The sequence below is a fragment of the Streptomyces sp. ISL-11 genome, assembly GCF_018614525.1.
Taxonomy (GTDB): Bacteria; Actinomycetota; Actinomycetes; order Streptomycetales; family Streptomycetaceae; genus Streptomyces.
Genome location: NZ_JAGGOL010000139.1, coordinates 1 through 10,505 on the forward strand (window position 1 = coordinate 1; position 10,505 = coordinate 10,505).

The window sequence follows — 10,505 nt, forward strand, 5'->3', positions numbered from 1 at the left end:
GGTGGCGACCGGGCCGAGCTCGGCGAGGTCGGGCAGGGCCAGGTGGGCGCGGCGTGCCAGGGGGCGGGCCCAGCCGGCGACGGCCTGGGCGGTGGCGTCGGCGAGGACGAGCGAGGGGCGGGCCAGGGCGAGCCGGGCGCGCAGCACGTCGGGGCCGGCGCCCGGGTCGAGGACGGCGGCGCGCAGTCCCAGCCGGTCGACGGCGAGCAGCACGGCGAGGGCTCGCGGCCCGGGTCGTACGGCGACGCCGACAGTGTCGCCCCGGCCGAGGCCGCGCCGGTGCAGTGCGGCGGCGTAGCCGTCGGCGAGGTCGGCGAGCTGCCCGCGGGTGGCGCGGACGCGGACGGCGCCGGTGCGGGTGGCGGCGAGTACGGCGGGGCGGTGGGGGTCGGTCCGCAGTGCGTGGGCGAGTCGTTCCAGCATCAGCGCGGGTCCTCCCCTCGGGTGCCGCTGCCTTGGTCGAGGTACCAGCGGGCGGTGCCGACGAGGCCGTACTGCCTGATCCGGCGCGTGGAGTTCTCGACGACCATGGTCCGGCAGTGCGTGATGTCGGCGGTGTGGCGGCGTACGCGGTTGAGGAACGCCCGGTCGGTGGGTGAGGGCCGCCGGGGCATGCCGCCGACCCGCAGGTAGAGCTCGGCGGTGATGGCCATGTTGTTGCCCGCGTGCATCCGGTAGGGGGCGAGGTAGCCGTGCCGCCGGCTGTGGGCGGGCCGCAGCCGGCCGAAGGCGGCGGCGGTGGCCACCATGGCGCGGAACGCGGCGCGGCCGGCCGGCCCGTGTTCGTCGCGCCGGGCGGCGATGCGTCCGCAGACCATCCGCGGTCCGTCGCCGAGCGCGGCGCGGGCGGCGGCCGTCCAGCCGGGGTGGGGCAGGCAGTCGGCGTCCGTACGGGCCAGGAGGCCGGCGCCGTGGTCGATGGCGTGGCGGAAGGCCGTGTCGACGGCGCAGCCGACGCCCTTCTCGGGCTCGTCGACGACGTGGACGGGGAAGGGGGCGCGGGCGGCGAAGGCGCGGGCGATGGCGGCGGTGTCGTCCGTGGAGGCGTTGTCGACGACGAGGAGGGTGAAGTCGCGGTCGTGCTGGGCGGCGAGGGCCCGCAGGGTGCCGTCGATGCGTGCCGCCTCCTGGTGGGCGGGCACGACGACCCACGGTGTCGAACAGATCCGATGACAAAACCGGTCACTATGTGACCATGCTCTCGTTTCGGTAATTCCCTTCGGCCTCTTGCGCTTCGTCCGCCTCACCCATCAGGGTCCTTGCCGAAGGTTCACGCACGCGCAGCTCACCATCAGCTCTCTCCCTGGAGGACCGATGCACGAGTCAGCCCCGCAGAACCCCAGTGAGGACCCCGAGGTCAGCCGCCGCTCCGTCCTGAGATCCGCCGGCGCGGCGGGCGCCGGGACGGTCATCGGCATCGGCGGCCTCGCCGGACCGGCCGCGGCGAGCGCCGCCCCCGCGACTCCCGCCGCCCAGGAAAGCCCGGCGCCCGCCTGGCCCGCGCGCCAGGGCAGGACGATGATCGGCGTGCCGTTCGAGCGGCGCGGCACCGTACGGATCGGCATCATCGGTCTGGGCAACCGCGGCGACTCCATGATCGACCTCTTCCTCGCCGTCCCCGGCGTCCAGGTCAACGCGCTGTGCGACGTGGTCCGGGCCAAGGCCGAGAAGGCCGCCGCGAAGGTCACGGCGGCGGGCCGGCCGGCTCCGGCGCTCTACACCAAGGGCGAGGACGACTACGAACAGCTCTGCGCACGCGGCGACCTGGACTTCGTCTACGTCGCCACGCCGTGGGATTGGCACTTCGCGATGGCCAGGACGGCCCTGTCGAACGGCAAGCACGTCGGCGTCGAATGCCCGATCGCCATGGAGCTCGGCCAGCTGTGGCAGCTGGTCGACCTCTCCGAACGCATGCGGCGGCACTGCATCCAGCTGGAGAACTGCTGTTACGGCAGGAACGAGATGCGCGTACTGCGGATGGCGCACGCCGGTCTCTTCGGCGATCTGCTGCACGGCGCGGGGGCGTACATACACGATCTGCGCGGCCTGATGTTCTCGCCGACGTACTACGAGGGCCCCTGGCGGCGGCAGTGGCACACCCGGCTCAAGGGCGACCTCTACCCCAACCACGGCTTCGGACCGGTCGCCAACTACATGGACGTCAACCGCGGCGACCGGGCCGTGCGCATCACGACGTTCGGCTCACCGGCCCTGGGACTGGCCGAGTACCGGGCGCGGCACATGCCGGCCGGTGACGCGAGCTGGAAGGAGAGCTACGTCGGGAGCGACATGTCGATCAGTCTCGTCCAGACGGCGAAGGGCCGGGTGATCCGGCTGGAGCACGCGGTCTCCAACCCCCACCCCTACAGCCGGCTGAACATCCTTGGCGGCACCAAGGGCGTCTTCGAGGACTATCCGCCCCGGATCTACCTCGAACCGGAGATGTCCGACGACACGTGGGGCGACTTCGGGAAGTACGCGCAGTGGGACCACTGGCTGTGGAAGGAGCACGCCAATCCGCCCGGTGGCCACGGCGGCATGGACTACCTCATGGTCTTCCGGCTGATCCAGACCATGCGACTGGGGCTCGTACCCGACTTCGACGTCTACGACGCGGCCACGTGGACCGCTCCCGTGCCGCTCAGCCATGCCTCGATCGAGGCGAACGGCGCGCCGCAGGACATCCCCGACTTCACGCGGGGGCTGTGGCGGAAGCCGCGTGCGGGGACGGACTCGGTGAAGCCGTAGGCCGGGTCCGGCGGATCATGTGAACGGTCGCTGCGGGTCATGTCGTCCGCACCACCGCTGCGCGGCGGTGTCCTCAAGCGCCGGACGGGCTGAAATGGGCTGAGCTCAGCCGAATCAAGCCCGTCCGGCGCTTGAGGACGCGCCCGCAGGGCGCCCGCCGCCGCAGGCGGCAAAGACAGCCCGCAGTCGAAGAACCGCCGGATACCACCTGGTGAAGCCGGTACGGAGTACGGCCCGGCGCCCCCGTCAGGGCCGGCTGCCCGCTCCCCCGGCGAGCTGCCGCAGGCGGCTGCCCCGTCGGTCGGGGGCGAGCGGCGGGGTGTCCATGGTGGTGCCTTCGCGCAGACCGGCCAGGAATTCGGCGATCGCTTCCCGGGCGGTGTACCGGGGCTCCCAGCCCAGTTCGCGGGTGGCCCGGCCGGTGTCCATCAGGGGCAGTCGCAGGACGGCGTCGAAGAGGTGCGGGGAGGCGGGGACCAGGCGCAGGTGCCACGCGGCGGACAGCGCGGCGCGGACGGGGCCGGAGGGCAGGCGTACGGAGCGTGCCGACAGCAGTCCCGCCAGGACGCCGGCGTCCACGGGCGGGTCCGCCGCCAGGTTGAACGCGCCGTGCACGGGCCGGGTGACGGCGAGCCGGTAGGCCCGCGCGGCGTCCTCGGTGTGCAGGGCCTGGAAGCGCAGGCCGGGCAGGTCGGGGACGAGCGGCAGCAGGGAGGCGAGAGGGAGCCGGGAGGGCACCAGCGGGCCGCCGAACAGCCGGCGCTGTTCGGCGGCGGACTGCTTCCTGAAGATGAAGCCGGGCCGCATGCGGACGACCCGGACACCGGGGTGGCGGGCCTCGTAGGCGTCGAGTGCCCGTTCCAGGTACGCCTTCTCGCGGCAGTAGGCCGCGTCCGGCCAGCCGTGGGTGGGCCACGACTCGTCGACGGCGCGGTCCTTGGGGCCGGGTGAGTAGGCGCCGACGGAGGAGGCGTGCACGAGAGTGGCCACGCCGGCGGCGGCGACGGCGTCGAAGACCTTGATGCTGCCGAGGACGTTGGTGCGCCAGGTGGTGACGGGGTCATGGGTGGGCTGGAAGAGCCAGGCGAGGTGGATGACGGCGTCGGCGCCGCGGAAGTGGGCGGCGAGGTCCGTGTCGGGGGTGGTGGCGATGTCGGCGGTCACCCATGTGGTCCGCGCGGGTGCCCAGCGCGGGATCCGGCGGGCGATGCCGACGACGGAGGCGATGCCGGGGTCCCGGCTCAGTTCCTCGACGACGCCGGTGCCGACGTTGCCGGTGGCGCCGACGACCACGACCCGCAGTCCGCCGTCGCGCTCGGGTGATACCGGGGTGCTCATGGGGCCCGCCCTTCCTCGCCTGGGCCTTCCATGCTCGCCCTCCTCCGACGGCCGCGCATGCGGGGAGGCGGAGCGTGGGGACGGGCGACCGCCCGTACCGGTTCCCTTGTCCGTCTCCCGGGCTTTCAGTCCTCGCGCCCGCCGTCCCGGAGGGTCCGGTCCCGACCCCGCCGCCGTCCTGCCCCGCTACCGGCCGCCCCGCGGGGCGTGGACCGGGGCCGTGACGTCCTGGGTGCCGATGGCCGCCAGGAGGGCGAACTGTTCGGACGTCGCGGTGCCCGGCGGCGCCGAGCAGGCGGCGATGCGCAGGTCGCTTCCGGGGACGGTGAGGGTGTCGCAGTCCACCGTGACGGGGCCGAGAGCGGGGTGGTGGACGGTCTTGCTGTCGGTGGTGTGGAAGCCCACGGTGTGGGAGTCCCACAGCGCGCCGAAGCGGTCGTCCTCGCGGCGCAGGTCGGCGATCAGGGACCGCAGCGGCCTGTCCCGGGGGTAGCGGGCGGTGGAGGAGCGCAGGTCGGAGACGAGGGCCGCCTCGAAGCGGGCCTGCTGCCCGGGGGCGTGGGTGACGCGGCCGGGCATCCGGGTGAAGTGCCGCCAGGCGATGTTGCGTTCCCTTCCGCGCCACGCGGAGGGGTCGCCGACGAGGGCGGCCCACAGAGGGTTCCAGGAGATGAGGTTCCAGGCCGCGTCGTGGACGCTGAGCGGGGTGTCGCGGAGCTGGTCGAGCAGCCGCTGGACGCTGGGCGGAACGTGCTGGGAGACCTGGCCCGTGGTGGGCGCGGCCTGACCGGCGAGGAGGAAGAGGTGGTCCCGCTCGGCTTCCGTCAGGCGCAGCGCACGCGCGAGCGCGGCGAGGACCTGGGCGGAGGGTGACGTGGCGCGGCCACGTTCCAGGCGGACGACGTAGTCGACCGAGAGCCCGGCGAGGTGGGCCAGTTCCTCCCTCCGCAGTCCGGGGGCGCGCCGGACACCTCCCTGCGGGAGGCCCGCGTCCTGGGGGCTGGTCCGGTCGCGCCACCGGCGCAGAGCGTGGGCGAGTGCCGTGTCGTCCTGGGTCACCCCCTCATTGTCCGCCCCGCGACCTGCCACAGCCTGGTACTGCCGGACCCCCCGCTGCCCAGGGCTCTCCCCCGGAACCGGCGGGCCGCTCAGAGTGAGGGCATGAACATGGATCACGAAACCGCTCTGAACACCGCGAAGCGCTTCTTCGCCGCCTTCGAGGGACGCGACCCCGAGGGCGTGCGCGCCCTGCTCTCGCCCGAGGCCAACGTCACCATCCCCTTGTCGATCGCGGGCACACCCGCCCCCTGGTACGTCTTCGACGGCCGGGAACACGTGATGGGCTACATCGACTCCGTCGTGGCGAAGTTCGACCGTGTCGCCTTCCTCGACAAGGTCTACACGGTCAGCGCGGACGCCGGGTCGGTCTTCCTCCAGGCGAACGGCGACATCCTGTCCACGGCGGAACAGCTGGTCTACCGCAACGTCTACGTCTTCCGGATCGACATCGAGGACGCCAGGATCGTCAAGGTGTGGGAGTACGCCAACCCCGTGGCCTACGCCAACCTCGGTATCGAGAACTCGGAGGCCGAAGCGGCCGCCCAGGCGCGCTGACGCCGGTGCCGCGGCCGGTTCCCGGGCTCCGGGAACCGGCCGCGGCGCGGTGGCATCCGCCCGTACGGGTCGGACGGTACGAGCGGACGAAGGCACCCGGCCGGGTGCCCGATCGAGCGATCTGCTGGAGTGTGGGTCATGAGTATCTCCGTGCGTGCCCGGTTCGACGTCCGTGACGGCCGGCAGGACGAGTTCGAGGAAGTGGCCCTCGCCCTGCGCGACCAGGCGGCCGAGGAGCCCGGCACCCACGTCTACCGGTGGTTCTCGGCCGGTGCCGGCAGCTATCTGGTGCTGGAGGAGTACGCCGACGGGGCGGCGGCCCTCGCCCACAACGCCCGGGGGGCGGATCTGCTGGCACGGATGGGGCGGTGCGCGGAGATGGTCCACGCCGAGCTCTACGGGCCCATCGGGCCCGAGCTCGCCGAGTGGGTGGAATCGCATCCGCAGGCGGTCACGTTCGCGGAGTTCCCCGGCCACGGCACGGGGGGTTGAGGTCGGGGAGGGCCGAGTTCACAGGCCCGTTCCGCCGTCCGGGTCAGACCACTTCCCCGCGCCACTGGCCCGTCTCGATGCCGCGCGCCTCGATGAAGGACTTGAAGCGCTCCAGGTCGCCCTTGGCCTGGCGGCGGACGAAGCCGAGCTTGTCGCCGACCGTGTCGACCAGCCCTTCGGGAGCGTGGTCGAACTGGAGCATGACCTTGGTGCGGGTCTCGTCGAGGCGGTGGAACGTGACCGCTCCGGCCTGCCGGACCTCGCCGGACACGGTGGTCCACGCCACCCGCTCGTCCGGGATCTGTTCGCTGATCACCGCGTCGAATTCGCGGGTGACGCCGTCGATGTTCGTCACCCAGTGTGTGAGGGTCGGTGTGCGCTGCTCCACCCGCTCCACCCCCTTCATGAAGCGCGGGAATTCCTCGAACTGGGTCCACTGGTTGTAGGCGGTGGTGACCGGAACGGCGACCTCGATGGACTCCTCGACCTGTGACATGGCCTTCCCTCCCTGAGTCGGTACGGAAATCGGGACGTCCTTGCGAGTGCCCACGATCGCGGGCACCAGTCATCCCGGTTCCGGTTCCTCGCGCCGGCCCGCTCCGCCGGCCCGCTCCGCCCGCCCGCGAATCACCTGGTTGGCCCACGTTTCCCATTCCCGTACGGGGTCACTCGGGTAGTTGCGCGCACCATCAGCCGCCGCCGGCACAGCGAGTGGGAAGGGAACGAGCAGCCAATGGCCGACCCGAAGCAGGAGCAGCGAGACTCTTTTCGTGCGGAGGATCCCGCCAGCGGGCCTTTGACGACGGATCAGGGTGTGGTCGTCGATCACACCGACGATTCCCTCCGGGTCGGTGAGCGCGGCCCGACGCTGATGGAGGATTTCCACTTCCGCGAGAAGATCACGCGCTTCGACCACGAGCGCATTCCGGAGCGGGTCGTGCACGCCCGTGGCGCGGGGGCGTACGGCTACTTCGAGCCGTACGCGTCGTGCGCGGAGTTCACGCGGGCGGCCTTTCTCCAGGATCCGTCCGTGCGGACTCCTGTGTTCGTGCGGTTCTCCACCGTCCAGGGGCCGCGCGGTTCCGCCGATACGGTGCGGGACGTGCGGGGCTTCGCGACGAAGTTCTATACGACGGAGGGAAACTACGACCTGGTCGGCAACAATTTCCCGGTCTTCTTCATCCAGGACGGCATCAAGTTCCCCGACTTCGTGCACGCGGTGAAACCTGAGCCGCAGAACGAGATCCCCACCGGTGCCTCGGCCCACGACACGCTGTGGGACTTCGTCTCGCTCCAGCCCGAGACGCTGCACACGATCATGTGGCTGATGTCCGACCGGGCGATCCCGCGCAGCTACCGGATGATGCAGGGGTTCGGCGTCCACACCTTCCGGTTCGTCGACGCGGCGGGCCGGGGCACGTTCGTGAAGTTCCACTGGAAGCCCCGCCTCGGTGTGCACTCCCTGGTGTGGGACGAGGCCCAGGAGACCCAGGGCCGGGACGCGGACTTCAACCGCCGCGATCTGTGGAACTGCATCGAAGCCGGCGACTATCCGGAGTACGAGCTGGGTGTGCAGCTGGTCCCGGAGGAGGACGAGCACTCCTTCGACTTCGACCTGCTGGACGCCACGAAGATCATCCCGGAGGAACTGGTGCCCGTACGGCCCATCGGCCGGATGGTCCTCAACCGCAACCCGGACAATTTCTTCGCCGAGACCGAGCAGATCGCCTTCCACACGGCGAACGTCGTGCCGGGCATCGACTTCACCAACGACCCGCTGCTCCAGGCCCGTAACTTCTCGTACCTGGACACCCAGCTCATCCGTCTCGGCGGCCCGAACTTCGCGCAGATCCCGGTCAACCGGCCCGTCGCCCCAGTGCGCACCAACCAGCGCGACGGCTACCACCAGGGGCAGATCCACCGGGGCACCAGCTACAGCCCCAACTCGCTCGGCGGCGGCTGCCCCGCCCTCGCCGATCCGAACGACCCCGCGTTCCGGCACCTGACCGAGCGCGTGGACGGACGCAAGATCCGCAAGCGCAGCCCCAGCTTCGACGACCACTACACCCAGCCGGCGATGTTCTGGCACAGCATGTCCGACTGGGAACGGAAGCACATCGTCGATGCCTTCCGCTTCGAGCTCGGCAAGGTCGGCGCGCTGGCCGTGCGCCAGCGCACGGTCGAGCAGCTCGCGCGCGTGGACCACGACCTCGCGGCCGCGGTCGCCCAGGGCATCGGTGTCGCCGAGCCGCCGCGGCAGGACACGCCGCGGCCCGCGCCCTCCCCGGCGCTGAGCCTGGAGAACAACCAGGGCGACGGCTCGATCAGCACCCGGCAGGTGGCGATCCTGGTCTCCGACGGGGTGGACGCCGGCCAGGCGCGGGCGGTGCGCGACGCGCTGGCGGAACGCGGCGCGATCGCCGAGATCATCGCCCCGCACGACGGCGAGGTCGGTGGCGCGGGCGGGGAGAGGCTTCCGGTCGACCGGGCGCTGCCGACGGTCGCCTCGGTGCTCTACGACGCCGTCGTGCTGCCTCCGGGCGGCCTGGGCTCGGGCGATCCCGTCGCCGACGACGCGGCCCGGCGGTTCGTCCGCGGCGCCTACCGGCACGGCAAGCCGATCGCCGCGCTCGGTCCGGCCGTGGAGCGGCTGGCCGCGCTCCTGCCGGACGGTGTGCACACGGCGGCCGGCGGCGGTGCCCCGGCCGTCGACCAGGGCGTGGTCACCGCCGACGCCGTCAGCGACGACTTCCTGAGCTCCGTCACCGAGTCCCTGGCCGCCCACCGTCATTGGGGGCGCCCGCCGCTCAGCGGCTGACCTCCGCCACTCCCCCACGTTCCCCAGGTCCCAGGAGGCGATCGGCCATGCGAGCCACCGTCTGGCACGGCAAGCGCGACGTCCGGGTCGACACGGTCCCCGACCCGTTCATCGAGGAACCCACCGACGCGATCGTCCGGATCACCTCCAGCGGCCTGTGCGGTTCGGACCTGCATCTGTACGAGGTGCTCACCCCGTTCATGACCCCGGGCGACATCCTGGGCCACGAGCCGATGGGCATCGTGGAGGAGACCGGTTCCGAGCTGACCGGGCTCGCGCCGGGCGACCGGGTCGTGGTCCCGTTCGGCATCGCGTGCGGCAGGTGCGAGATGTGCGGGTCGGGGCTCACCACCCAGTGCGAGACCACCCAGGTGCGCGAGCACGGCATGGGCGCGGCGCTGTTCGGCTACACCAAGCTGTACGGCGCCGTGCCCGGGGCGCAGGCGGAGTACCTGCGGGTTCCCCAGGCGCAGTTCGGGCCGGTCAAGGTGCCGCACGGGCCGCCCGACGACCGGTTCGTCTATCTCTCCGACGTGCTGCCCACGGCCTGGCAGGCCGTGCGGTACGCACAGGTGCCGCCCGGCGGCAGCGTGGCCGTCCTCGGGCTCGGACCCATCGGGACGATGGCGTGCCGCGTCGCCCGTCATCTCGGTGCTGGTCAGGTGATCGGCATCGACTACGTGCCCGAGCGGCTGGCCCGCGCGCGCCACGACGGTGTCGAGGTGCTGGACCTCGACGCGTTCGACCACGAGCGGGACCTGCTGGCGGCCGCGGCGGACCTCACCGGTGGCCGCGGGCCCGACGCGGTCATCGACGCGGTCGGCACCGAGGCCCACGGCAGCGCCGTCACCCAACTCGCCCAGCAGGCCGTCGGGCTGATCCCGTCCCGGTGGGCCGAGAAGCTCATGAAGAAGGCGGGTGTGGACCGCCTGAGCGCGCTGCACCTGGCCATCGCGCTGGTGCGGCGCGGCGGCACGGTCTCCGTCAGCGGCGTGTACGGCGGGATGACCGACCCGATGCCGCTGATGACGATGTTCGACAAACAGCTCCAGCTGCGCATGGGCCAGGCCAACGTCCGCCGGTGGACCGACGACATCCTCCCGCTGCTCACCGACGACGACCCGCTCGGTGTCGACGACTTCGCCACGCACCGGCTGCCGCTCGACGAGGCGCCGCGGGCGTACGAGATGTTCCAGCGGAAGCGGGAGGGCGCTTTCAAGATTCTCTTCCAGCCGTAGGCCGTGTCCGGCGGATCACGTGAGAGGGCGGCTGCCGGGCCGTATCGTCCGCACCACCGCTGCGCGGTGGCGTCCTCAATCTCCCCCAGCTACCGCTGGGGGTGCCCCCAACGGGCTTGATTGTGGCTGAGCTCAGCCGATCTCAGCCCGTCCGGCGATTGAGGACGCGCCCGCAGGGCGCCCGCCGCCGCAGGCGGCAAAGACCGGCCCGCAGCCGAAGACCCGCCGGACAAGCCCTAAACGATGTCCCGTAAGGG

10 protein-coding genes are annotated in these 10,505 nt (G+C 72.1%); 5 read left to right on the forward strand and 5 right to left on the reverse strand.

The window, feature by feature from the left end; translation table 11 throughout:
• Both J7E86_RS25000 and J7E86_RS25005 read right to left on the reverse strand, forming a co-directional pair.
• Window positions 1-423 (reverse strand): AMP-binding protein (locus J7E86_RS25000; RefSeq protein WP_215084443.1); only part of this gene is annotated, 423 nt, incomplete at its 3' end.
• Entirely contained in the window at window positions 423-1,142 is a 720-nt protein-coding gene (locus tag J7E86_RS25005) for a glycosyltransferase family 2 protein (protein WP_308312723.1), read from the reverse strand. The genes J7E86_RS25005 and J7E86_RS25000, both read right to left, overlap by 1 nt.
• 172 nt (window positions 1,143-1,314) lie before the next feature.
• Here J7E86_RS25005 and J7E86_RS25010 point away from each other — a divergent pair, with 172 nt between their 5' ends.
• The gene (locus J7E86_RS25010; protein ID WP_215084446.1) at window positions 1,315-2,748 is read left to right on the forward strand and encodes a Gfo/Idh/MocA family protein; all 1,434 of its coding nucleotides are present in this window, start codon (window positions 1,315-1,317) and stop codon (window positions 2,746-2,748) included.
• 246 nt (window positions 2,749-2,994) lie between these two features.
• On the opposite strand, the gene J7E86_RS25015 is transcribed toward J7E86_RS25010, so the two are convergent.
• Complete coding sequence (locus J7E86_RS25015; RefSeq protein WP_215084448.1) at window positions 2,995-4,086, reverse strand: SDR family oxidoreductase; 1,092 nt, start codon at window positions 4,084-4,086, stop codon at window positions 2,995-2,997.
• A gap of 186 nt (window positions 4,087-4,272) precedes the next feature.
• Window positions 4,273-5,145: a helix-turn-helix domain-containing protein gene (locus J7E86_RS25020; RefSeq protein ID WP_308312724.1), complete on the reverse strand. Its 873-nt coding sequence runs from the start codon at window positions 5,143-5,145 to the stop codon at window positions 4,273-4,275.
• A 102-nt stretch (window positions 5,146-5,247) separates the two neighbouring features.
• Here J7E86_RS25020 and J7E86_RS25025 point away from each other — a divergent pair, with 102 nt between their 5' ends.
• Together J7E86_RS25025 and J7E86_RS25030 are read left to right on the forward strand one after the other, a co-directional pair.
• On the forward strand, window positions 5,248-5,700 hold the full coding sequence (locus J7E86_RS25025; RefSeq protein WP_215084450.1) for a nuclear transport factor 2 family protein: 453 nt from the start codon (window positions 5,248-5,250) through the stop codon (window positions 5,698-5,700).
• Between the two features lie 138 nt (window positions 5,701-5,838).
• A complete protein-coding gene (locus J7E86_RS25030) occupies window positions 5,839-6,192 on the forward strand; it encodes a putative quinol monooxygenase (RefSeq protein ID WP_215084452.1) in 354 nt (117 codons plus the stop codon).
• A gap of 43 nt (window positions 6,193-6,235) precedes the next feature.
• On the opposite strand, the gene J7E86_RS25035 is transcribed toward J7E86_RS25030, so the two are convergent.
• Window positions 6,236-6,688 carry an SRPBCC family protein gene (locus J7E86_RS25035; RefSeq protein WP_215084454.1) on the reverse strand — a complete coding sequence of 151 codons (453 nt, stop codon included), beginning with the start codon at window positions 6,686-6,688 and terminating at the stop codon, window positions 6,236-6,238.
• Between the two features lie 237 nt (window positions 6,689-6,925).
• Between J7E86_RS25035 and J7E86_RS25040 the strand changes: the two genes are divergently transcribed.
• Together J7E86_RS25040 and J7E86_RS25045 are read left to right on the forward strand one after the other, a co-directional pair.
• Window positions 6,926-9,010 (forward strand): catalase, encoded by a 2,085-nt coding sequence (locus tag J7E86_RS25040; RefSeq protein ID WP_215084456.1) that lies wholly within the window; start codon window positions 6,926-6,928, stop codon window positions 9,008-9,010.
• Between the two features lie 47 nt (window positions 9,011-9,057).
• Entirely contained in the window at window positions 9,058-10,248 is a 1,191-nt protein-coding gene (locus tag J7E86_RS25045; protein WP_215084459.1) for a zinc-dependent alcohol dehydrogenase, read from the forward strand.
• Window positions 10,249-10,505 lie beyond the last annotated feature (257 nt).

What these genes read in the sequence shown, in the direction of transcription:
- J7E86_RS25040 (WP_215084456.1), top strand. Translation starts at nt 6,926, where the DNA reads ATGGCCGACCCGAAGCAGGAGCAGCGAGACTCTTTTCGTGCGGAGGAT.
- J7E86_RS25035 (WP_215084454.1), bottom strand. Translation starts at nt 6,688, where the DNA reads ATGTCACAGGTCGAGGAGTCCATCGAGGTCGCCGTTCCGGTCACCACC.
- J7E86_RS25030 (WP_215084452.1), top strand. Translation starts at nt 5,839, where the DNA reads ATGAGTATCTCCGTGCGTGCCCGGTTCGACGTCCGTGACGGCCGGCAG.
- J7E86_RS25025 (WP_215084450.1), top strand. Translation starts at nt 5,248, where the DNA reads ATGAACATGGATCACGAAACCGCTCTGAACACCGCGAAGCGCTTCTTC.
- J7E86_RS25010 (WP_215084446.1), top strand. Translation starts at nt 1,315, where the DNA reads ATGCACGAGTCAGCCCCGCAGAACCCCAGTGAGGACCCCGAGGTCAGC.
- J7E86_RS25045 (WP_215084459.1), top strand. Translation starts at nt 9,058, where the DNA reads ATGCGAGCCACCGTCTGGCACGGCAAGCGCGACGTCCGGGTCGACACG.
- J7E86_RS25015 (WP_215084448.1), bottom strand. Translation starts at nt 4,086, where the DNA reads ATGAGCACCCCGGTATCACCCGAGCGCGACGGCGGACTGCGGGTCGTG.